Source organism: Bradyrhizobium sp. 153, assembly GCF_023073835.1.
In the GTDB taxonomy this organism is placed as follows: Bacteria; Pseudomonadota; Alphaproteobacteria; order Rhizobiales; family Xanthobacteraceae; genus Bradyrhizobium.
Genome location: NZ_JADPKH010000045.1, coordinates 74219 through 96462 on the forward strand (window position 1 = coordinate 74219; position 22244 = coordinate 96462).

General features: G+C 63.8%; 23 protein-coding genes and 2 tRNA genes. 18 read left to right on the forward strand and 7 right to left on the reverse strand.

Annotated features, from left to right (window positions below):
• Window positions 1-15: 15 nt before the first annotated feature.
• Window positions 16-101 (reverse strand) — tRNA-Tyr (locus IVA91_RS12505).
• 207 nt (window positions 102-308) lie between these two features.
• Between IVA91_RS12505 and rlmB the strand changes: the two genes are divergently transcribed.
• Entirely contained in the window at window positions 309-1151 is an 843-nt protein-coding gene (gene rlmB, locus IVA91_RS12510) for a 23S rRNA (guanosine(2251)-2'-O)-methyltransferase RlmB (RefSeq protein WP_247280935.1), read from the forward strand.
• A gap of 14 nt (window positions 1152-1165) precedes the next feature.
• Here rlmB and IVA91_RS12515 read toward each other — a convergent pair whose 3' ends face one another.
• Together IVA91_RS12515 and IVA91_RS12520 are read right to left on the reverse strand one after the other, a co-directional pair.
• On the reverse strand, window positions 1166-2197 hold the full coding sequence (locus IVA91_RS12515; RefSeq protein ID WP_247280936.1) for an LLM class flavin-dependent oxidoreductase: 1032 nt from the start codon (window positions 2195-2197) through the stop codon (window positions 1166-1168).
• A gap of 106 nt (window positions 2198-2303) precedes the next feature.
• On the reverse strand, window positions 2304-4361 hold the full coding sequence (locus tag IVA91_RS12520) for an ATP-dependent helicase (RefSeq protein WP_247418187.1): 2058 nt from the start codon (window positions 4359-4361) through the stop codon (window positions 2304-2306).
• 126 nt (window positions 4362-4487) lie between these two features.
• Here IVA91_RS12520 and IVA91_RS12525 point away from each other — a divergent pair, with 126 nt between their 5' ends.
• On the forward strand, window positions 4488-5078 hold the full coding sequence (locus IVA91_RS12525; protein ID WP_247280938.1) for a TMEM175 family protein: 591 nt from the start codon (window positions 4488-4490) through the stop codon (window positions 5076-5078).
• A 9-nt stretch (window positions 5079-5087) separates the two neighbouring features.
• Here IVA91_RS12525 and IVA91_RS12530 read toward each other — a convergent pair whose 3' ends face one another.
• Complete coding sequence (locus IVA91_RS12530; protein ID WP_247280939.1) at window positions 5088-5468, reverse strand: YciI family protein; 381 nt, start codon at window positions 5466-5468, stop codon at window positions 5088-5090.
• Window positions 5469-5673: 205 nt separating this feature from the next.
• Between IVA91_RS12530 and IVA91_RS12535 the strand changes: the two genes are divergently transcribed.
• The 3 genes from IVA91_RS12535 (at window position 5674) to IVA91_RS12545 (ending at window position 6527) form a co-directional block, all read left to right on the forward strand.
• Window positions 5674-5859 carry a hypothetical protein gene (locus tag IVA91_RS12535; protein WP_247280940.1) on the forward strand — a complete coding sequence of 62 codons (186 nt, stop codon included), beginning with the start codon at window positions 5674-5676 and terminating at the stop codon, window positions 5857-5859.
• 27 nt (window positions 5860-5886) lie between these two features.
• Window positions 5887-6090, forward strand: a complete 204-nt coding sequence (locus IVA91_RS12540) for a hypothetical protein (RefSeq protein WP_247280941.1) — start codon at window positions 5887-5889, stop codon at window positions 6088-6090.
• Between the two features lie 363 nt (window positions 6091-6453).
• Window positions 6454-6527: transfer RNA gene (locus tag IVA91_RS12545), tRNA-Gly, on the forward strand.
• A 159-nt stretch (window positions 6528-6686) separates the two neighbouring features.
• Here IVA91_RS12545 and IVA91_RS12550 read toward each other — a convergent pair.
• Entirely contained in the window at window positions 6687-7577 is an 891-nt protein-coding gene (locus IVA91_RS12550) for a LysR substrate-binding domain-containing protein (protein ID WP_247280942.1), read from the reverse strand.
• 205 nt (window positions 7578-7782) lie between these two features.
• Here IVA91_RS12550 and IVA91_RS12555 point away from each other — a divergent pair, with 205 nt between their 5' ends.
• From IVA91_RS12555 to IVA91_RS12600, 10 genes are all read left to right on the forward strand, one after another.
• Complete coding sequence (locus tag IVA91_RS12555; protein ID WP_247280943.1) at window positions 7783-9117, forward strand: C4-dicarboxylate transporter DctA; 1335 nt, start codon at window positions 7783-7785, stop codon at window positions 9115-9117.
• A gap of 21 nt (window positions 9118-9138) precedes the next feature.
• Window positions 9139-9639 carry an ureidoglycolate lyase gene (locus IVA91_RS12560; protein WP_247280944.1) on the forward strand — a complete coding sequence of 167 codons (501 nt, stop codon included), beginning with the start codon at window positions 9139-9141 and terminating at the stop codon, window positions 9637-9639.
• Window positions 9640-9667: 28 nt separating this feature from the next.
• Window positions 9668-10507, forward strand: coding sequence for a bifunctional allantoicase/(S)-ureidoglycine aminohydrolase (locus IVA91_RS12565; RefSeq protein WP_247280960.1), 840 nt, complete (start codon window positions 9668-9670; stop codon window positions 10505-10507).
• A 188-nt stretch (window positions 10508-10695) separates the two neighbouring features.
• Entirely contained in the window at window positions 10696-11148 is a 453-nt protein-coding gene (locus tag IVA91_RS12570; RefSeq protein WP_247280945.1) for a DUF2231 domain-containing protein, read from the forward strand.
• Window positions 11145-12482 carry a sorbosone dehydrogenase family protein gene (locus IVA91_RS12575; RefSeq protein WP_247280946.1) on the forward strand — a complete coding sequence of 446 codons (1338 nt, stop codon included), beginning with the start codon at window positions 11145-11147 and terminating at the stop codon, window positions 12480-12482. The genes IVA91_RS12570 and IVA91_RS12575 overlap by 4 nt, the downstream gene beginning before the upstream one ends.
• A gap of 58 nt (window positions 12483-12540) precedes the next feature.
• Entirely contained in the window at window positions 12541-12744 is a 204-nt protein-coding gene (locus tag IVA91_RS12580) for a hypothetical protein (RefSeq protein WP_247280947.1), read from the forward strand.
• Window positions 12745-12776: 32 nt separating this feature from the next.
• Window positions 12777-12947: a hypothetical protein gene (locus IVA91_RS12585; protein ID WP_247280948.1), complete on the forward strand. Its 171-nt coding sequence runs from the start codon at window positions 12777-12779 to the stop codon at window positions 12945-12947.
• Window positions 12948-13070: 123 nt separating this feature from the next.
• On the forward strand, window positions 13071-14276 hold the full coding sequence (locus tag IVA91_RS12590) for an MFS transporter (RefSeq protein ID WP_247280949.1): 1206 nt from the start codon (window positions 13071-13073) through the stop codon (window positions 14274-14276).
• A gap of 171 nt (window positions 14277-14447) precedes the next feature.
• Complete coding sequence (locus tag IVA91_RS12595) at window positions 14448-15677, forward strand: CaiB/BaiF CoA-transferase family protein (protein ID WP_247280950.1); 1230 nt, start codon at window positions 14448-14450, stop codon at window positions 15675-15677.
• Between the two features lie 173 nt (window positions 15678-15850).
• Window positions 15851-16066 carry a hypothetical protein gene (locus tag IVA91_RS12600; RefSeq protein ID WP_247280951.1) on the forward strand — a complete coding sequence of 72 codons (216 nt, stop codon included), beginning with the start codon at window positions 15851-15853 and terminating at the stop codon, window positions 16064-16066.
• 75 nt (window positions 16067-16141) lie between these two features.
• Here IVA91_RS12600 and IVA91_RS12605 read toward each other — a convergent pair whose 3' ends face one another.
• Complete coding sequence (locus IVA91_RS12605) at window positions 16142-16813, reverse strand: TetR/AcrR family transcriptional regulator (RefSeq protein ID WP_247280952.1); 672 nt, start codon at window positions 16811-16813, stop codon at window positions 16142-16144.
• A 217-nt stretch (window positions 16814-17030) separates the two neighbouring features.
• On the opposite strand from IVA91_RS12605, the gene IVA91_RS12610 reads away from it, so the two are divergent.
• The 3 genes from IVA91_RS12610 to IVA91_RS12620 all read left to right on the forward strand — a co-directional run bounded on the left by IVA91_RS12610 (window position 17031) and on the right by IVA91_RS12620 (window position 20354).
• A complete protein-coding gene (locus IVA91_RS12610; RefSeq protein WP_247280953.1) occupies window positions 17031-18266 on the forward strand; it encodes an acyl-CoA dehydrogenase family protein in 1236 nt (411 codons plus the stop codon).
• A 152-nt stretch (window positions 18267-18418) separates the two neighbouring features.
• Entirely contained in the window at window positions 18419-19477 is a 1059-nt protein-coding gene (locus IVA91_RS12615) for a phosphotransferase family protein (RefSeq protein ID WP_247280954.1), read from the forward strand.
• Between the two features lie 250 nt (window positions 19478-19727).
• Complete coding sequence (locus IVA91_RS12620) at window positions 19728-20354, forward strand: LysE family translocator (RefSeq protein WP_247280955.1); 627 nt, start codon at window positions 19728-19730, stop codon at window positions 20352-20354.
• 89 nt (window positions 20355-20443) lie between these two features.
• Here the strand turns inward: IVA91_RS12620 and argE are convergent, their stop codons facing one another.
• Entirely contained in the window at window positions 20444-21616 is a 1173-nt protein-coding gene (argE, locus tag IVA91_RS12625) for an acetylornithine deacetylase (protein WP_247276188.1), read from the reverse strand.
• Window positions 21617-22244 lie beyond the last annotated feature (628 nt).

Genomic DNA, 22244 nt, shown 5'->3' on the forward strand with positions numbered 1-22244 from the left:
GAAGCGAGCGAAGGCTGGTGGGGGAGGCAGGACTCGAACCTGCGAAGCCATGAGGCGGCTGATTTACAGTCAGCTCCCTTTGCCACTCGGGACACTCCCCCGCTCGACGGCAGCACAATCGGGCCGGACCTTGCCGGCGGACCGAAGACGGCCATGGAACGTGAAGGCCGCGACAACCCGGATCGGGGCGCGACCGGGCGCGTTTATGAGCGATGCGGTGGGGCAAAGTCAACCGAGGCGAACAGCTAAAACCGCGCCCAAAGGCAGCCAAATTGCCATATTCCGGCGCCCGTGACACAAGCGAGCCCATGAAGGATCGAAAATTCGGCCCCAAGGGGGCTCGCGGCGGGGCTAAGCCCTTCAACAGGCCCGGGAAGTCCGCCGGCCGGCCGGCTTGGCGCGACCGCGATTCGCACCCCGACGGGCCCGTCATCCTGTATGGCTGGCACACCGTCACGATGGCGCTCGCCAACCCTCGGCGGCGGATCCGCAAGCTGACGCTGACCGAGAACGCCGCAAGGCGGCTTGCGGACGAAAACATCGCGACTCCTGTCGCGCCCGAGATCGTCCGGCCCCAGGAGATCGACCGTCTGCTGTCGCCAGACGCCGTGCATCAGGGTCTGCTCGCGGAAGCCGATCCTCTGCCTTCGCCCGACATCGAGACATTGAAGCAGGAAGGCATGGTGCTGGTGCTCGACCAGATCACCGATCCACACAATGTCGGCGCGATCTTGCGCTCCGCCGCGGCCTTTGCGGTGAAGGCGATCGTCACCACCGCGCGTCACAGTCCGGAAGCAACCGGCGTGCTCGCGAAGGCAGCCTCCGGTGCGCTCGAGCTCGTGCCGCTCATCACCGTGCAAAACCTCGCCCGCGCGCTCACCGCGCTGAACGAGCGCGGCTTTCAGACCGTCGGGCTCGACAGCGAAGGCACTGAGGATCTCGGCGACGTCGCACTGCGTGAGCCGCTGGCGCTGGTGCTCGGCGCCGAAGGCAAGGGCCTCAGGCAGTTGACCCGCGAGACCTGCAGCGTTGTGGCGCGCCTCGACATGCCCGGCGAGATCAAGAGTCTCAACGTCTCGAACGCCGCCGTGCTCTCGCTCTATGTCGGCGCAAGCAGGCTCGGGCTGATGAAGCAGGGCGCGACGTCGTAGACCGAAGGTAGACTTTACCCGATCAACTCCCGCACCATCGGCACCACCTTGCGCCCATAAAGCTCGATGCTGCGCATCAGCTTCTCGTGCGCCAATGGACCTGCCGAATATTTCAACTGGAAGCGCGAGATGCCGAGCGCCTTTGCCGTCTTGGCGATCTTGCGTGCGACCGTTTCCGGCGCGCCGACATAGAGCGAGCCGTGCTCGGCCTCGTTCACGAACTCGTCGCGGCCCATCGGCGGCCAGCCGCGTTCCTTGCCGATGCGGTCACGCATAGCCTTGTAGTCTGGCCATAGCTCCTCGCGCGCCTGTGCGTCAGTCTCGGCGACATAGCCGGGCGAATGCACGCCGATCGGCTGCGCCGGGCGACCGAACTCCTTGAACGCGCGGTGATAGAGATCGACGTAGGGCGCAAAGCGCGCAGGATCGCCGCCGATTATCGCGAGCATCAAGGGCAGGCCGTAATGCGCGGCACGCACCACCGATTGCGGACTGCCGCCGACGCCGATCCAGGTTTTCAGCGTGCCGTTCTCGATTGGCGGATAGACCGATTGATCGCGCAGCGGCGGACGCAGCTTGCCTTCCCAGGTCACCGGCGTTTGCGACAGCAGGGCCGTGAACAGGTCGAGCTTTTCCTCGAACAGCTCTTCGTATTTGCGCAGGTCGAAGCCGAACAGTGGAAAGGATTCGGTGAACGAGCCGCGGCCAAGGATCACCTCGGCGCGCCCGTTCGAGAGCGCATCCAACGTGGCGAAGCGCTGGAACACGCGGATCGGATCGTCCGAGCTCAGCACCGTCACGGCCGAGCCGAGATGGATGCGCCTGGTGCGCGCCGCGATGGCTGCGAGCACGGTCTCGGGCGAGGAGATCGCGAAGTCGGCGCGGTGATGTTCGCCGAGGCCGATGAAGTCGAGACCGAGCTCATCGGCCAGCACGGCTTCGTCGACGACGTTGCGGATCACCTGCGCATGCGAAAGCATCGCGCCGGAGGCGTCCTTGGTGACGTCGCCAAAGGTATCCAGTCCGAATTCGAGCGGTGCGGTCATGGATGAAGTCTCTGCGGGAAGATGGACGACACTTAATGAACAGCCGCACCGCCACAAGGCGGCTTTCGGAAATGCTCAGTTTCCGTTTGTTCAATCCGGCCCAAACCTACCGCCACATCCCGCGCATCTTCGCCCCGATGTCGATCTTCGGACCCAGCGCCGCCGTGCGCGCCGCACCCGCCGCGGCCTTCGGCCAGGCGGTGCGCTCGAACAGATAGACCAACTGCTCCGGGATGAAGCGGGTGCGCGAGGCGTAGACGTGGCGGTCGCCCTTGGCGGCCTGGCCGTGGATGAAGAAGCGCTGTGGCACGACGAGGTGGAGATCGTCCTTGGCGCGCGTCATTGCGACATAGAGCAGGCGGCGCTCCTCCTCGAGCTCGGCGGTGGTGCCGGCGCCGAGATCGGAGGGCATGCAGCCGTCGACGACGTTGAGCACGAACACCGACTTCCACTCCTGGCCCTTGGCGGAATGGATGGTGGAGAGGATCAGGTAATCCTCGTCGCGCAACGGCGGACCGGATTTGTCGCTGGTTGCATTGGGCGGATCGAGCGTGAGCTCGGTCAAAAATTTCTCGCGCGAGGCGTAGCCGCTCGCAATCTGCTCGAGCTGCATCAAATCGGCGCGCCGCGTCTCGGCATCCTCGTGGATGCGCTCAAGATGCGGCTCGTACCAGAGTCGCACGCGTTCGAGATCGGTCGGCCATTCCGAATAGCGCAAATTCTGGGCCGTGCGGACGAAGTCGGTCCAATCAGCACCGGCACGAGCAGGCGCCGGGAGCTGGCCCAGCGCGGCGAGCGGATCGGTGCTCTCGGCCATCTGGTCCAGCACGCGCTGCGCGGTCGCGGGTCCGATGCCCGGCAACAGATGCAGGATGCGGAAACCCGCGACCCGGTCGCGCGGATTCTCGGCGAAACGCAGCAGCGCCAGCACGTCCTTGACGTGGGCTGCATCGAGGAATTTCAGTCCGCCGAACTTGACGAAGGGGATGTTGCGGCGGGTCAGCTCGATCTCAAGCGGGCCCGAATGCGAGGAGGTCCGGAACAGTACCGCCTGGTGCTTGAGCAGCGCGCCTTGCTCGCGATTGGCCAGCACCTGTTCGACGATGTAGCGGGCCTGGTCGGCCTCGTCATGCACGGTGACGAGCTGCGGCTTGTGCGACGAGGCGCGGTCGGTCCACAGATTCTTGGTGAAGCGCTCGCGCGCGAGGCCGATGACGCCGTTGGCCGCCGCCAGCACTGCTTGCGTCGAGCGGTAGTTGCGGTCGAGCGTGATCATTTCCGCACGCGGCGAAAAGCTCTGCGGAAAATCCAGGATGTTGCGCACTGTGGCGGCGCGGAACGAATAGATCGACTGGGCATCGTCGCCGACCACTGTGAGCCCGCGTCCGTCGGGCTTCAACGCCAGCAGGATCGAAGATTGCAGGCGGTTGGTGTCCTGGTATTCGTCGACCAGCACGTGATCGAAGCGGCCACCGATCTCTTCCGCGATCAGCGCATCGCTCATGATCTGCGACCAGTAGAGCAGGAGATCGTCGTAATCGAGCACATGCTGGGCTTGCTTGGCCTCGACATAGGCCGCGAACAGGCCTTTCAGCTCGGCCGCCCAGCCCGCGCACCAGGGATAGTGCACCCCCAAAACCTTCTCGATCTCCATCTCGGCATTGATGCAGCGCGAGTAGATCGAAAGGCACGTGCCCTTGGCCGGAAAACGGCTCTCCGTTTTCGACAGCCCGCGCTCGTGCCGGACCAGGTTCATCAGGTCCGCGGAGTCCTCGCGGTCGTGGATGGTGAAGGCGGGGTCGAGGCCGATGCGTTCGGCATATTCGCGCAAGAGGCGCGCGCCGATGCCGTGGAAGGTGCCGGCCCAGGTGAGTGCATCGCGCATGATCGCGGCGTTGTTCTCGCCCAGCACTTTTCGGGCGATGCGTTCGACCCGGCCGGCCATCTCGGCCGCGGCGCGGCGGGAGAATGTCATCAACAGGATGCGGCGCGGATCGGCGCCGGCGACGATCAGATGCGCGACGCGGTGGGCGAGCGTGTTGGTCTTGCCGGAGCCGGCGCCGGCAATGACGAGCAGGGGGGCGCCCACGGTCGCACCTTCCGCCACGCCATGCTCGACGGCGCGGCGCTGCTCCGCATTGAGCGTGTCCAGATATGTCGCCACGAATCGCCCCGGTGAAAGGCTGAGACTCGGCGATCCCGGCGCGAATCGCAATGCAGCTGGACGAAACCGGGTTTAGGATTTAGGGGGAAAGACGGCCCCAAGTTCCAGCCCGAGAAACCCTCCGGTATGACCGAGCTCAAGCCCGACCAGTTCGAGATGCGGCGGCTGGAATCGCTCAGCAACACCATTTTTGGCGTTGCCATGACGCTGCTCGCCTACGACTTGCCCAAGGCCGCGGTGTTCACCAGCGCCCCCGGCTGGAGCGATCTCGCCCATGTCTATTCCGGCAAGCTCGCCGGCTTCGCGCTCAGCTTCATCATCGCTGGCGTGTTCTGGATCAGCCATCACCGGCGCCTGGCGCGCCAGCCGGTCGGCAGCCGTGGCGCGGTGATCCTCAATCTGTTCTTCCTGCTCTCGATCGTGCTGCTGCCTGTGACCAATGGCCTCTACACCAATTACGGCATGAGCAACGCGGTGGCGGTGCTCTACGGCCTGCATCTGACCGCGATCGCCGGCCTTAATGCCTGGCTGTGGTGGACCATCCTGGGCGCATGGCGTCACGAGATCATGATCTCGCTGTTTCCGTTCCTGGTGTTCATCCCGGGCACGATCGTTGCGGCGTTCGCGCCGCGTGTCGCGCCCTTTATCTGGTTCATCGCCTTCGGCGCCGTCGTGATGCAGCGCTTCAGCATCGCGCGAACGGAGCCGGATACGTAAGGCGGCGGCTCATCCGGATGTCGCGCCGAACCCGTCGGCCGGCACGTAAAGCTTGACCGGACGGATTTCGTAGACCGCCGTCGGATTGACCGCACGCAGCTTCCGCGCCGCCGCGATCGCCTCATCCTCGCTGGCGCATTCCATGAGGTGGAAGCCCAGCAGCTGCTCCTTGGTCTCGGCAAACGGACCGTCCAGCACCATGCCCGCGCCGGGGCCCCGCAAGGTGCGGGCCTTTCGGGTCTCATCCAGACGGGCGGCCGGCCCAAACTGTCCGCTGGCTCGTAGCGGCGCCTGAACCTCGATGACTTTGGCGACGACGGCGGCGTCCTGCTCCGGCGTCCAGGACAAGACCTCGTCTTCCACGTGATAGGCCAGGATGGCGTACAGCATCGTCACCTCTCTTCTGCGCAAGTTACTTACGAAAGTCCCGAGGACGTAGCACCGCAGTCCGTGCCGACAATCCCGAAGCAGAATATTGCGTGGCCGGCAAGCGACGAAACCGTCCTGAAACCCGATTACGGCCGTGCCGCGTGAACGCCGCCGAAAGCGGTCGCGACTGATGACCACAACAACAAGGTTTTTGCTGGAGGCGGCAATGGCGGGTCACACCATCAAGATCATCTGCGACGCGCGTCGGGCGGGACAATCCGAACCGGCCGATCTGCACGACCAGGCCGGCCATCACCGCTATTACGGCAGCTCGGCCGAAAATGGCGGCGAGCGGATCGTGGAGAGCCGGCGCGGCAAACGCCCGCGTGCGCTCAACATCTGCGGTTTTTGAAGCCGTTGCCCAGGGCGGTGGTCGACCATGGACGTCCTGCAAATATCAATTGCGGCGATGCCGTTCCTGCTCTCGCTGGCAAGCAGGATCGGCAAGGCGATTGCCCCATGCTTGCTCACGAGCATCTGCACGGTGCTCCTCGGCGCGGAACCTCACCGCGCGGTCATGGCATGGTGCGTCCGCATGCTGATCGCCGCCGTTGCGCTGCGCGAACGGCTTCGCACGAGCTGAGCCGGCGAGCGGTCCCGACCCTCCCGATCAGGGCAAATCTGAAAAGGAAAAGGCGCGGCGGGGAGTGCCCCGTCGCGCCCGATTTCTTGCTCGCTGGTCCAGGGCTGAGAGCGCCCTGATGCCAAGCCTTTTGTCTAGAGCCTAGCGGGCGATCCCAGCGAGGTGACAGCGCTTGAGATAAGACACTGGATCACCTCCTTTCGTTGGTTTCGGGAGATTTCAATATAGGTTGTAAGGCCGCCGCTGTTAAGGGCGAGCGGATCGGCCGGAACCCAAGCTGGTTCGTAAGGCAAGCAAGCTGTGCGAAAAGTCGCCGTCGCGGCAGTTGAGACCGCCGTCCGACCGTGTTAGGGAGCCCCTGACGCGGGTGTAGCTCAATGGTAGAGCAGCAGCCTTCCAAGCTGAATACGAGGGTTCGATTCCCTTCACCCGCTCCAATGTTCTCAACAGCTTGGACGTTTCATTCCGACACGTCGCGCTTCATCGACGACGATCGGCGCTTGTCCCGTGCTTTCGGCACGACGGCCACACGTGGCCATCGCAATGGTCTGAGCGGTGGCGGTCCCTGCTGGCATGGCCGATGACGTGGGCCTGGCTCAGGCTCTTCGCTGGTTGAGATAGCGAAGAGCGAGCCTGATGAAATTGTGCACCACCATCGACGTCTCGTCCTCCCTGAACACCAGAAACACATCGGCCGTGGGCGGCGAGGGCCTGATCGGGCGGAATACGATGTCGGTGGTTGTGAACCGCTCAATCGACTGCGGCACGAGTGCGACACCAAAACCTGCGGCAATCAGACTTGGGATCGACTGGGCATCGACGACTTGCTGGGAAACCTTTGGGAGAAAGCCGGCGTCGACACAGCACTTCCGCACGTAGCGGGCGAAATCCGAGCTGTCCGGATCCAGGACGACGTGATCCTCGGAGGCGAGATCGCCGAGGGCGATGCGCCTGCGTTGCGCCAGCCGATGGCTGCGGGGCACGGCCAGGACGACCTCTTCGCGCCACGCCAGCTTGCTGGTCAGGTCGCGCTCGGCGGGAATGCCGCGAATGAGACAGATGTTGGTGGCACGGCTGAGGAGCGCGGCGATCTGCAGCGCCGGCGCCTGCTCATGTACCGTCATCTTGACCAATGGCGCAACCTTCCGATAGGCCGCGAGCAGCTCGGCGAGACGACCGCGCAGGATGGAGCCGGTCGCCCCGACATCCAGCGTTCCGACCAAGCCGGCGCCGATCGACCGAACCTCATCTTCCGTGGCTTTGACCTGCTGCAGGATCGCGCGCCCCCGCACCAGCATGGCTTCGCCGGCCTGCGTCAACTCGACCCTGCGGCTGGTCCTGTAGAGGAGCTGGGTGCCGAGTTCGGCCTCGAGCGCCTGGATATGTTGGCTGAGCGGCGGCTGCGAGAGGTTCAGCCGTCGGGCGGCAAGGGTGAAGCTGCGCTCCTCGGCCACCGCGATGAAGTACCGGAGCTGGCGCAGATCCATAGTGAAACCCTATCAATCGTGTCGTTCTATATATTGGACTCGGCAGCGAGGCTGGTCAACGAATGACCGATGGAGACCTCGCGCGTGCTGCCGCGACCGAACGGCTCCATCCGCGGCGACTTCACGTCGCCGCCAACGCTAAGAGTGGCGAAGGCTAAAGGCCGACCAAGCCAGACAAATGGAAGCCCAGGGAGCGAGGAAAGCCATGCCCAAGATTTTCAAGTCACTCTTCTTCCAAGTGGTCGTTGCACTCGCGGCCGGCATCGCTCTCGGCATGGCCTATCCGGACACTGCATTGCAGATGAAGCCGCTGGGCGACGGCTTTATCAAACTCATCAAGATGCTGGTGCCCGTCATCGTGTTTTGCGTGGTGGTGCAGGGAATATCGGCGGCCGGCGACCTTTCAAAGGTTGGAAGGGTGGGCATCCGCTCGCTTCTCTATTTCGAGATCGTCACCACCATCGCCTTGGTGTTCGGCATCGCGCTTGCTTACTATTTTCAGCCCGGCGCCGGAATGAACATCGATCCAAGGACGCTGGACGCCAAGGCGCTTAGCGGGTTCAGCCAGACCGCCGCTCAGGTCGCCGGCGGAGGCGTCTCCGAATTCCTGATGAAGCTCATCCCGTCGACCATCGTCGGAGCCTTCAGCTCCGGCGATGTTCTGCAGGTCCTGATCGTCTCGATCATGTTTGGTTGTGCCATGTCGTTGTGCGGCGAGCGCGCGAGGCCAGTCGTCGATTTCGTCGAGCGGGTGAACGAGATCATCTTCAAGATGATGAACTTCGTCGTCCGGCTCGCCCCGCTCGGCGTCTTCGGTGCGATCGCCTTCACTGTCGGCAAGTATGGCATCGGTTCACTGAAGCAGCTCGGGGGGCTTGTTGCCCTGTTCTATCTGGCGGTGTTCTTCTTCGTGGTCGTCGTGCTCGGAGCGATCATGCGGCTCTCGGGCTTCAGCCTGTTCAAGTTGCTGGTCTATCTGCGTGAAGAGCTGATGATCGTTCTCGGCACGGCCGCAGGCGACAGCGTGCTTCCGCAGACCATGCGCAAGCTCGAACAGCTCGGGATCAAGCGGTCGACGGTCGGTTTGGTCATCCCGACAGGGTACTCATTCAATCTGGATGCCTTCTCGATCTACTTGACCCTGGCGGCGGTCTTCATTGCACAGGCGACGAACACACCACTCGCCACGGGCGATCTCCTGGCGATCCTCGGCGTCGCGTTGCTCACGTCCAAGGGAGCTCATGGCGTCCCGGGCTCGGCCATTGTCGTCCTCGCGGCGACGCTGGCAGCCATTCCGGCCATCCCGGCGATCGGACTGGTGCTGATCTTGTCGGTGGACTGGTTCATCGGCATCGCCCGCGCGCTCGGCAATTATGTCGGAAACTGCGTTGCCACGGTGGTCGTCGCCTCGTGGGAGGGGGACCTCGATCGCGCGAAGGCGCATCGCATTCTCGATGGTGAGATCGTTCCTTCAAGCGAGAACGTGCAGATCGATCCGGCCGGCGCGAACGCTCCCGTCGCGGGCCTGCAGACGCTTTGAATGCAGAGGCATGTGGTTGACATGGCAAAACTCTCGATTGAGCCATTGATGAGGCAGGCGTTCGCTCCGTTCGGAGAGGTCGTCGAAACGGAAGGGTTGACGCCCCTCTCGATCAACCAGGGATATGCCGCGCGCTACAACGAACTCGCCAATATCGATGTCGGTGCGGACGGCGGACAAATCAACATCAGCTGGTTTGTCGCCTCTGCGCGGCCCGCGCCCATCGCCATTCGCCTGATGGAGCGCCATCCACTTGGAAGCCAGCTGTTCATGCCCTTGAACGGAGGAAACTGGCTGGTCGTCGTTTGCACCGACCCGCACACACCTTCGACCTATCGGGCGTTCGCTGCCAATGGCAACCAAGGCGTGAACTATGCCCGAAACTGCTGGCACCACCCGCTTCTGGTGGTCAAGGACGCAAGCTCGTTCCTTGTCGTCGATCGAAAGGGTGGTGGTAACAATCTCGAAGAATATTGGCTAGACGAGACGATGCAACTCGATCCCAAGACGGCCGCAAGCTGACCCCCCGTAACGTCCACGAGGCTCGATGATGTCATCGCAAACCTATCACATCCCGCAAGGGGGCCTTCCGCCCCAGACGGATCTTCTCAGTGGCCGGGCGGTCTTTACCAACGCCTACGCGGTCATCCCCAACGGCGTGCAGCGCGACATCGTGGTCAGCCACCTGCCGCACTGGAAGGATACGCGCGTCTGGGTGCTGGCGCGACCGCTCTCCGGCTTCGCGGAGACGTTCTCCCATTATCTTATGGAGATCGCGCGGGATGGAGGAAGTGAAGTTCCCGAACCGGACAAAGACGCCGAGGGCGCGTTGTTCGTCGTGGGCGGCAGGTTGCTCCTCAAATTGGCGGACGAGGAGCATGAGCTCAGGCCGGGCGGCTTCGCCTATCTGCCACCCGGTTGCGCCTGGAGCATTCGCAACCGGGGCCAGAGCCCGGCGCAGCTTCACTGGATCCGCAAGCTGTATCAGCGCGTGCCCGGATTGGCCGAGCCCGAGGCGATTGTGACCCATGCAGACTCGGTTGAACCGGTACCGATGCCGGGCACTGAGGGAAGGTGGGCAACCACGCGCTTCATCGATCCGGCCGACATGCGGCATGACATGCACATCAATATCGTCACGTTCGAGCCGGGTGCGACGATCCCCTTTGCAGAGACGCACGTCATGGAGCACGGATTATATGTCCTCGAGGGCAAGGCCGTGTACCGTCTCAATCGGGACTGGGTCGAGGTCGCGGCCGGAGACTACATGTGGCTGCGCGCCTTCTGCCCGCAGGCGTGCTACGCAGGAGGCCCCGGTCGGTTTCGCTATCTGCTTTACAAGGACGTCAACCGGCACATGAATCTGCGGCAGGGAGCTCCGCTGTTTTGACCTTGAGTAACGTCGGTTTCGGGCAAGCCGGCTTTGGCTAGAACCGACGATCCGGGCCGGGCCGCAGACTTCCCACTCGGCGCGATGCCGAATATGTGGGCGCGCCTGGGCGATCAATCCGCTCAGGAACCATCGCCGCAAGCATGAGTTTCCCGGTCGGGCGGGGCGAAAGTCACACGAGGCCGACCGTGCAAGACGACATGCGTGTGCGCTCCACGGCGCAGATCGCGGGCCATCCGATTCATCCGATGCTGGTGCCGATCCCGATCGCGTGTTTCATCGGGGCGCTGCTTACCGACATCGCCTATGTCGCGAGCGCCGAGATCATGTGGGCGAATTTTTCCGCCTGGCTTCTGCTCTTCGGCGTTATCTTCGGCGTGCTCGCGGCCATTGCAGGCCTCATTGATTTCCTCGGCAACCGACTGGTGCGGACGCAGCCGCCGGCCTGGCCGCATCTGATCGGCAACGCTGTGGCGCTGATCCTTGCGATCTTCAATACGATGATTCACATGCGCGATGCCTGGACCTCGGTGTGGCCGACCGGGCTCGCTCTTTCGGTGATTACCGTGCTGATCCTGCCCGTCACCGGCTGGCTCGGCTGGGCCATGGTGTATCGCCACGGCGTCGGAGTTGCACGATGATGGCAAAGCTCACCCGCGCGCTGCTGTGCTCTTCGTTGCTGTGTCTGGCCGGCTGCAATGACGGCAGTGGCGATCCCAAGGCGCAAATCGGCCCCAATCCGACGCTGCCGGATATCCAGCAATATCTGCTGCCGCCGGTCCACATCGCCCGCATCGTCGGCTGGAAGAAGGACGAGACGCCGACCGTTGCGCAGGGCTTGCAGGCCAAGGCGTTCGCAACCGGCTTGCAGCATCCGCGATCCCTCTATGTGCTGCCCAATGGCGACGTGCTGGTGGTGGAGTCCAAGGCGCCGAAGGGCGCCTCGATCAAGCGTCCCAAGGAAATCGTGATGGGATATATCGAGTCCTGGGCGACCTCGGGCGGCGGCGACACCGGACCGGGTAACCGCATCACGCTCCTGCGCGACAGCAATGGCGACGGCGTGCCTGACACGCAAAGCGTCTTCCTCGACCATCTCAACTCGCCGTTCGGCGTCGCGCTGGTCGGCAACGATCTCTATGTCGCCAACACCGACGCGATCGTGAAATATCCCTATACCGAGGGCGACACGAAGATCACCGCACCCGGCACGGTGCTGACGCCGCTGCCAGGCGGGCCGATCAATCATCATTGGACCAAGAGCCTGGTCGCTAGCCCCGACGGCTCAAAACTCTATGCCGGCGTCGGCTCCAACAGCAACATCACCGAGAACGGCATGGAGGCCGAGCACAATCGCGCCGCTATCCTCGAGGTCGATCGTGCCGGCGGCCGCTGGCGCCTCTTCGCAAGCGGCCTGCGCAATCCGAACGGCCTCAGCTTCGAGCCGCAGACCGGCGCATTGTGGACAGTGGTGAACGAGCGCGACGAGATCGGTCCCGATCTCGTGCCCGACTACATGACGTCCGTCAGGGACGGCGGCTTCTACGGCTGGCCTTACAGCTATTGGGGCCAGCACGTCGATCCCCGCGTCAAGCCGGAGCGGCCGGACCTCGTGGCCAACGCGATCGTGCCGGACTATGCCCTGAGCTCGCATGTCGCCCCGCTGGGGATGGCTTTCTCCGCCGGCACCAGCCTGCCGGCCGCCTATCGCAACGGCGCCTTCGTCGGGGAGCACGGCAGCTGGAACCGGCAGGTGCTGAACGGCTACAAGGTCGTGTTCGTGCCGTTTGCGGACGGCAAGCCGAGCGGGCCGGCGCAGGACGTCGTCACCGGCTTCCTTAACAGCGACAATCAGGCGCGCGGTCGCCCCGTTGGCGTCGCCATCGACAAGACCGGCGCGCTGCTGGTGGCCGACGACAGCGGCAACACCGTGTGGCGGGTGACGGCGGCGCATCCGCAGCTGACGCAACGTTAGGCGCGCCCGCGCGTTATCGGGCAGACGATCTCTGAACGCAAAGCCGGGAGTTTGGACAATGGGTCTTGCTCAATACGCCGTCGTGCCGGTGCAGGACGAATGGGGCGTGCTGCACGACGGGGACGTCAAGAGCCGATACGCTACCAAGGAAGCTGCATTCGAGTCGGCGGTTGCCGCGGCATCCTTGGCCCTTCGTGAGGGACATGAAGTCCATGTCAGCGTGCCCGGCCGTGAGGCAGGCGAGACCGCGCTCGGTGTCTAGGGGCCGCGGAATAGCATCTAGAGGAGGCCACGATGACCAAGCCTCGTGAGCAGAATGGCGTCGAGCCGCCGCTGTCCGAAGACGACATCCAGCGCGATCAGCTCGGCCCGCGCGGCGTCCCGGATGCGCCAGATCCCGCCAAAATGACCCCGCAGCGCGAAAAGAAGACGCCGAAGCATATCGAGCCGGGCCACACGTCCTGACACGGGCGTGCTCTGCGGCTGGCGCCGCGGTGCCATTCGGAACCGATATTCCCGCAAGCTGAGTCTACCGGTAAAACGGGCTTGCTGGCGCGATCCGCGCCCGGCGGGCAGGCGATATCGGGAATGCGGTTCTTGAAGTCTGACAGCAGGCTAATCGGCGTCCTGCTGGTGCTCGCGATCACGCAGCTGGTCGGGTGGGGCACGATCGGGCTTCCCGCCATTGTCGGGCGCGATCTTGCAGCCGATCTGGGCATGAGCCTGCCGGCGGTATTCGCGGGGACATCCGTTCTTTACGTCGCGATGGGACTGTGCGCCCCCTGGCTCGCCAAGTCCTTTGCGCGGCATGGCGCGCGGCCGATCATGATGATCGGCACGGTCGTGACCGCGCCGGGTTTCGTGCTGCTGTCGCTCGCGCGCGAGCCGATGCTCTATTTCACCGCCTGGATCGTGCTCGGCATCGCCGGCAGCGCGACCTTGTCGACCGGCGCCTATATCATGCTGAACGAGGTCGCCGGGCGGCAGGCTAAGAGCGCGATCGGCGCGCTCATGCTGGTGACGGGACTGTCCAACAGCATCTTCTGGCCGGCCACCTCGTTCCTGAGCGGTCACCTCGGCTGGCGTGGAACATGCCTCGTCTATGCAGCCATGACGATCCTCGTGTCGCTTCCGCTCTATGCGTTCGCGGCTCCGCGTCGGAGAGGCGCGGATAGCGATGGCGGTGCGCCGGCCGAGCCTGCAGAGGCGCCTGCATTTGCGCGGAGCACATTCCGTCTCGTCGTTGCCGCGATCACCCTCAACGCCTTCGTCAATTTCGGCCTCTCCGCCATTCTCATCGAGCTGCTCCGCGCCGAGGGGCTGGCGCCAGCACAGGCCATTGCCTTCGGCTCGATGCTCGGTGTGATCCAGGTCAGCGCGCGCGGACTGGACTTCCTTGGAGGCGGGCGATGGGACGGCATCACGACCGGCCTCGTCGCAGGCACGGCATTGCCCGTGGCGATGCTGCTCCTGATGATGAGCGAGGGTACGACCTGGGCGGTCGCGGTCTTCATCCTGCTCTATGGCGCCGGCAGCGGCGCGATGGCGGTGGCGCGCGCGACCATCCCGCTGGTGTTCTACGACCAGGCCGAGTTCGCCAAGGCGATGTCGATGATCGCGCTGCCGCTCAATCTCGCCTCCGCAATCTCGCCGCCGCTCCTCGTCGGATTGCTCACGGAGTTCAGCAGCCGCGCTGCGCTCGGTCTCACCTTCGTCTGCTCCTGCGCAACCGTGCTGATCCTGGTCCTGCTCGGGCGGCGGCGGCCGCGAACCGCTGCTGCAGCTCTGACCTAAGACAATCTTCGCGGCGCGGAATTCGACAACCGGCCGATCCTGCTGCCGGGTGGGGATGGCCGTATGCCGCCAGTGCAGTGCTCGATGCCCGAAAATGGTGTATCCGCGGGGTGCGCGGCCAGAGCTTTCGAGCCGCCGCGCCAAGATCCCAGTTCCCCGGAGGAAATCGACATGTCGGCTTTGCCGCTTTCAGGCATCAAGATCCTTGACCTCACCCGCGTGCTCGCCGGGCCCTTGTCGGCGCAGATGCTGGGAGACCTGGGTGCGGAGGTCATCAAGATCGAGCGGCCGGGTACCGGCGACGACGCGCGCGCCTTTGGCCCGCCTTACCTGACCGATCCCGAGGGCAAGGCGAACAACAACAACTCGTTTTACCTCTGCGCCAACCGCAACAAGAAATCGGTCACCGTCAACATCGCCAAGCCCGAGGGGCAGGCCATCATCCGCGAGCTCGCCAAGGACGTCGACGTCTTCATGGAGAATTACAAGGTCGGCGATCTCAAGCGCTACGGCCTCGACTATGAATCGATGAAGGCGATCAATCCCAGCATCATCTATTGCTCGGTGACCGGCTTCGGCCAGACCGGCCCATACGCGCCGCGCGCCGGCTATGACGCGATTCTGCAGGCGATGGGCGGGTTGATGAGTGTCACCGGCCATATCGATGGCGAGCCGGGCGAGGGCCCGATGAAGGTCGGTCCTTCCATAGTCGACTACATGACCGGCATGAATTCATCGATCGGGATTCTCTCGGCGCTCTACCACCGTGACGCCAATGGCGGGGCGGGACAGCACATCGACGTCTGCCTGTTCGATACCGTCATCGCATCCCTGTCGCACTGGCTCCAGATCTACCTCGTCAACGGCAAGACCCCGCCGCGCCGCGGCACCTGGGGCAATGGCGGCATGCCGGCCGGCGTGTTCCGCTGCACCGATGGCGAGCTGATGCTGGTGGTCGGCAATGACGGCCAGTTCCAGCGCACCTGCGCCGTGCTCGGCGCGCCCGAGCTCGCGAGCGATCCGCGCTTCATCAAGAACAACGACCGCGTCGTGCACGGAAAGGAGATCATGGCGATCTTCGCCGGCCTGTTCCTGAAGAAGCCGGTGGCCTATTGGCTGGAAAAGCTGGAGGAGGCCGGCGTGCCCTCAGGGCCGATCAACAATTTCGAGCAGGTGTTTTCCGATCCGCACGTCCAGTCGCGCGGCATGCGGGTGAAGGTCAATCATCCCTTCGAGCCCGATCTGTCGCTGGTTCGCAACGCGCTCACTTTGTCGGAGACGCCGATCAAGGACTACCGCGCGCCGCCGCTCTTGGGCGAGCATACCGAGGAGGTGCTCGCCGGCAAGCTCGGCTATGATGCAGGCAAGGTCGAGGAGCTGAAGCAGCACGGGATCATTTAGCGGTCGCTTCGCCCTGTCCGCGAGCCCAACTCGCATCGAGCAAGCCGGCGCGACCCGGCTTGCGTGAAGCTTGTGCGCAATCCCCCAGATAATCCCGATCCGTAGTCGCACAGGCTTTCGCTTCCCGCCCGATTCTGATCCGATCTTCCCACTTAAGTTCGGGAGGAAAGCGAATGTCCTACACGATCGGGTTCCAGGCCAAGAACCAGAAGGATATTCTGGCGACCGAGGCGGCCACCGCCAATCAGGCCGTCGCCATCATTGCCGCGCTGCGGCAAAGTTCCGATGAGATCAAGTTCATCCGTTCGCCGCAGGAAGGCGAGATGGGCATCGAGATGCTGCTGCTGCTCGCCAAAGAAGAGGCCGAGGAGATGCCGCAGCGGGCGTGACCCCTGCACGCGAAATTCCGACGTCTCCCGCAAGCGGGAAGTGAGGCCGTATCGGCCCTGAGCGAGCCTGTTTGATCAACGCGCGTCGCGTGCCAGCGCCCGCGCCGGCGCCTTCGTCTCGCTCCGGCCCGCCGTCAGCGCCATCGTCGCGACGCGGACGACGCGCGCGACCACGTCCTCGACGTCATCGAGGTCGCATTTGCCCTCCGACAGCTTCGTCAGCCGCTCGCTCTCACGGATGGTGTGGTGCGCCATGGCGAGCGCGAAGTTCAGGCCCCAATAGATATCGACCTCGCTGCGGTCGGGCAGGGACCTGCGCATCGCGCCGGCAAATTTGCGCAAATGGTCGATCTCGCGGTTCTTGATGCGGCGGATCGGCGGCACGGACTCGATCGAGGCGCGGATCATGAAGCGCGCCGCGGTCGAGCGCTGGTTCTCAGGGCCGAGGCAGCCGCGCAACGTCGGTCCGACCAGCGCGCGCAGGATGACCTCAATCGGCGCGCAGCCGCCGCCCTGTTCTTCCGCCGCCTTCAATTCCCGCAGGCGCTCGCGATTGGTCGCGATCGAGCGCGTGACGAACAATTCCGCGATCAATTCATCCTTCGAGCCGAAATGATAGTTCACCGCGGCCAGATTGACATTGGCCGCCGCGACGATGTCGCGCAGCGTCACGTCGCCGAAGCCGCGATCGGCATAGAGCCGTTCGGCGGCGGCGAGAATGGCAGACCTCGTATGATCGCTGGCCATGGGTGCCCTGGATGAGGGGAGTTGCAATTCAAACAGTTGTATGAAACTATCGTTTGAAGGCCGGAAATTGTCAATCCGCAATCGGGACTCGTTCGCAACTCGCGATTCCGTTCCGAACGGCCGCAACGCGCGCGCATTCGCGCTTGCGGGCCGGGCGCAGCGGCAGGACAGTTCGGCGTCAGAGAAATTGTTCAAAGAGCAAGACGAGGAGCGTCCCATGGATTTCGATCTGTCGCCCAAGCAGAAGGAATGGCTCGACCGCGTGCGGTCTTTCATGACCAAGCACGTGCGCCCGGCGGTGCCGGTCTACGACCAGCAGGACAAGAGCGGCGACCGCTGGAAGGTGATTCCGATCCTGGAAGACCTCAAGAAGAAGGCCAGGGCGGAAGGCCTGTGGAACATGTTCATGCCGCCGTCCGAGCACGAGGACGACGAATTCCGCGGCGCGGGACTGACCAATCTCGAATACGCGCTGCTGTCGGAAGAGATGGGCCGCATCACCTGGGCCTCGGAGGTATTCAACTGCTCGGCGCCCGACACCGGCAACATGGAAGTGTTCATCCGCTACGGCACCAAGGAGCAGAAGCGCAAATGGCTGCGCCCACTGATGGACGGCGAGATCCGCTCCGCCTTCCTGATGACGGAACCGGCGGTGGCCTCGTCGGACGCCACCAATATCGAGACCCGCATCGAGAAAGACGGTGATCACTACGTCATCAACGGCCGCAAATGGTGGTCGTCCGGCGTCGGCGATCCCCGCTGCAAGATCGCGATCCTGATGGGCAAGACCGATTTCAAGGCGGCCAAGCACCAGCAGCAGTCGCAGATCCTGGTTCCGCTCGACACGCCCGGCATCAAGGTCGAGAAGATGCTGCCCGTGTTCGGCTTCGACGATGCGCCGCACGGCCATGCTCAGGTGCTGCTCGAGAACGTGCGGGTGCCGAAGGAGAACATCCTGTTAGGGGAAGGCCGCGGTTTCGAGATCGCGCAGGGCCGGCTCGGCCCTGGCCGCATCCATCACTGCATGCGCACCATCGGCAAGGCCGAGGAGGCGCTGGAGAAGATGGTGAAGCGGCTCGCCTCGCGCACCGCCTTCGGCAAGAAGATCGTCGAGCACTCGGTGTGGGAGCAGCGCATTGGCGAGGCCCGCACCAATATCGAGATGACGCGTCTTCTGTGCCTCAAGGCGGCCGACATGATGGACAAGGTCGGCAACAAGACTGCGCAGGCCGAGATCGCCATGATCAAGGTCGCAGCCCCCAATATGGCGCTGAAGATCATCGACGAGGCGATCCAGGCCTTTGGCGGCGCGGGCGTGTCGGACGAGGCCGGCCTTGCCAAGGACTACGCCCACATTCGCACGCTGAGGCTCGCCGACGGTCCGGATGAGGTGCACAATCGCGCCATTGCCAGACTTGAACTTCGGAAGTATGCAAACTCTCCAAGTCACTAAAACTAAGCGGGAGAGCCGGACGGCGATCCCGACTTGAAGAAACGACAGGGCATGATCCGCGTCGGATGACCGCTTGACGCAAGTGCGTCAGTGGTTACCGATTAGGATCATGCTCGACCTGAAATGGTCAGGACTGAAGAGGGAGCGTCATCGTGGCTGACGGCGTCAGGAAAGACGAGGAGTTCTCGGGCACCAAGCCGGTCGAGGAGCGGCATCGTTTCGACGAGCTGCGGCTCGAGGCCTGGATGCGCGACAACGTCGAAGGCTATGAGGGCCCGCTGGTCGTGCTCCAGTTCAAGGGCGGCCAGTCCAACCCGACCTACCGGCTCGACACGCCGAACCGTTCCTATGTGATGCGCCGAAAGCCATTCGGCAAATTGCTGCCTTCGGCGCACGCCGTCGATCGCGAATACCGCGTGATCGCAGCGCTTGGAAAGCAAGGCTTTCCGGTCGCACGCGCCTATGCGCTGTGCCAGGACGATAGCGTCATTGGCGCTGCCTTTTACATCATGTCGATGGAAGAGGGCCGCGTGTTCTGGGATCCAACGCTGCCGAGCCAGAATGCCGATGTGCGCCGAAAGATCTTCACCAGCAAGATCGAGACGCTGGCGAAGCTCCACATGTTCGATCCGGTTGCGATCGGCCTTGGCGACTTCGGTAAGCCCGGCAATTATTTCGCGCGCCAGATCGACCGCTGGACTAAGCAATACCGCGCCTCCGAAACCCAGCACATTCCGGAGTTCGAGAAGGTCGCCGAATGGCTGCCCAAGACCGTGCCGGAGCAGGCGCGCGTCTCCATCGTCCACGGCGACTATCGCCTCGACAACATGATTTTCCACGCGACGGAACCGCGGGTGCAGGCGGTGCTGGACTGGGAGCTGTCGACGCTCGGCGATCCCATGGCCGACTTTACCTATCTGTTGATGCAGTGGATCATGCCGGGCCTCGAGGGCGTCGACCTCAAGGCGCTCAACATCCCGAGCCTGGAAGAGGCCGCGCAAATCTACTGCAACGTCACCAAGATGAACGTGCCGGACCTCAACTGGTACTTCTCCTACAATCTGTTCCGCCTCGCTGGTATCACGCAGGGTATCGCCGGCCGTATCCGCGACGGCACCGCCGCCAATGCCAAGGCGCTGGAATCGGCCAAGCGCACCGTGCCGCTGTCAAAGGCCTCATGGGACTACGCGCAGAAGGCGGGCGCGGTATAGGAAGAGCGAAGGCGCGGCCACTGGCCGCGCTTTTTTGTTTGCGTCGCCGTCTCCAAACACGCGATGTCATTGCCCGCGAAGGCGGGCAATCAGTGTTCCAGAGGCAGCATCGCCTGGACCGAGATGTCGCGGCGTACTGGATGCCGAGCACGGCTTGATGGTTGGCCAGATCGACGACCGGCTGCTTGTGCCGGTGGGCTATTCGCCGTCGCAAAGCCTGCTAGATCAACCCGCCCCGTGGAGCCCGTGCATGATCGATCTGACCACCCTGATCACCTACATCATTATCGTGCTCGGCTTTGTGTTCATCCCTGGACCAGCCACGCTCCTCACCATGGCGCGCGCGGCCAGTTCCGGAACGAAGGTTGGCATCGCGACAGGGGCGGGGATCGCTGCGGGAGACATCGTCCACACAATGATGGCGATCGTCGGCCTCTCGGCGATCATCGCTACGTCGGCACTCTTGTTCAGCATCGTCAAATATGCGGGGGCAGCCTTCCTCATTTACCTCGGCATTCGCGCGATGCTGGAAAAGCCTCCACTGGGAATCAGCGCCCGGACCTTGGCGATCACTGCGGGTCAAGCGTTCCGACAGGCGATCGTGGCGGAGGTTCTGAATCCGAAGACCGCGCTGTTCTTTCTCGCCTTCCTGCCGCAGTTCGTCCGGTCGGACAACGGGCCGGTCGTGCTTCAGCTTGCGATTCTGGGAGCCATATTCGTGTTGCTCGGCCTCGTCAGCACCGTCGTATTCGCCGTCGGTGCGGGACGTCTTGGCAACCTCGTTCGCCGCCATCCGGCAATTGTCAGGTGGCAAGGCAAGTTGGTCGGCGCAGTTTACTGCGCCGTCGGTGTGCGGCTGGCCTTGCAGGAGCGCTGATGTTGTAGGGCCCGGTGAGCGAAGCAATAGCCGGGACGGCGGTCTCGCATCTCGCTTCGCTCATGCGGGCGGTTCCGCATGCTAGCGCTCTACTCCCTCACACAATGCGCAATCAGCCTCTCCACGAACCCCGCGCACTTCTCCAGCTCCGCCATCTCGACGAACTCGTCCGGCGTATGCGCCTGCGCGATGGATCCCGGGCCGATCACTACCGAGGGAATATCGGCCATGCTGGCGAACAGGCTCGCCTCGGTGCCGAACGCGACCTTGGCGTGATCGTTGCGCCCCGCAAGGCTCTTGGCCAGCGTGACGATGGCGGCGTTGGCGGCCGTGTCGAGCGCGGGATAGTCGAGGATTTCCTCGAACCCGATGCCGCACTCCGGATGCTGTTTCTTCATCGCGGGCTCGAGCTCGGCCTTGGCCCAGGCGACGATCGCATCGGTCACCTCTTTGGACTCGGTGATGCCGATGCCGCGGCATTCGAAATCCACCGTGCAGGTATCCGGCACGATGTTCAGCGCGGCGCCGCCATGCACGATGCTGGTGAGCAGCGTCGAGTGCGGAACGTCGTAAAGGCTGTCCGTTGATCGCGCGGCCGCGAGTTTTACCGCGCGACGACGGATTTCGGTGATCAGTTCTGCGGCATATTCGATCGCGTTGACGCCGTCGGGCGCGATCGAGGAATGGCGGGCGAGGCCGCGAAACGTGGCGCGGACACCGTGCTTGCCTTTGTGGCCGATGATGACCTTCATCTCGGTCGGCTCGCCGACAAAGCAGCCGAGCGGTTTTACGCGTTTCTTCGCCACCTCGCGCAGCATCGGCCGCACGCCGACGCAGCCGATCTCCTCGTCATAGGAGATCGCCAGATGAATCGGCGTCTTGAGCTTCGCCTCCACGATCTCCGGCACCATCGCGAGGCACACCGCGACAAAGCCCTTCATGTCGGTGGTGCCGCGGCCGTAGAGCCTGCCGTCACGCTCGACGAGCTTGAACGGATCGTGGCTCCAGTCCTGGCCGACCACGGGCACGACATCGGTGTGGCCCGACAGCACCAGGCCGGGACGGTCCTCCGGTCCAATGGTGACCCACAGCGAGGCTTTCTCGCCGGTCTCATCGACGATGCGCTCGCACTTGATGCCGAACGTGGCGAGATAGCTTTCGATATGGGTGATCAGAGGCAGGTTGGTGCGGTCGCTGACGGTGTCGAAAGCAACGAGGTCGGCGAGCAGCTTGCGGATGCGGTCGGGTCTTGAGCTTGGCATTTTAAGGATCTTGTCAGGAGATTGCGGAAGCCGAGGCAGCTTGCAGGAACCATACCAGCGCGGCGGCGGGATGGGCAAATGCAGCCACAGCTGTCATTCAGGGCTTGCGACGTCGTCGCCCCGGAATGACGAGGGGAAGGCTACAAGGTCTTGTGTTGCCTGACGGGCAAAACACGCCAGCCGTGGGTCAACGCGCGCCATCCAAAACATTCCGCTTTACCGAAATTCGGAAATCGCGTATGTGTCGCGGCAACCCGGCCCAGGCAAGAGGGGCGTATCGCGATCGTCACGACACGCGGGCCGGGCGGCGGTGGACGCAGGTTACATCGGCGCCAAGGGTTTCGCAGGGCGGAGAGCCGTGAGCGAAGAGCCTCGCGCACTCGACCGGTGTGATCGGCGTACGGCAAAATCGTGTGGTCCTGGCGCCCGGGGTCTGTGCGCCAAGTCTTGCGGTGATGTGAGCGGCCCAACCGGACCGCCGCATCAGTTATCGGCAAGGCGACGGGGGCAATAGTGCATCGCTCCCCGAGGAGCAACTGTGTTGAAGTAGACCGGTGATCGAGCGGGCTCAAGGCTGGCGCTGCGCGCCCCCGCCTCCGGCGGCTGACGGCCTTGACCCCGCCCGCTC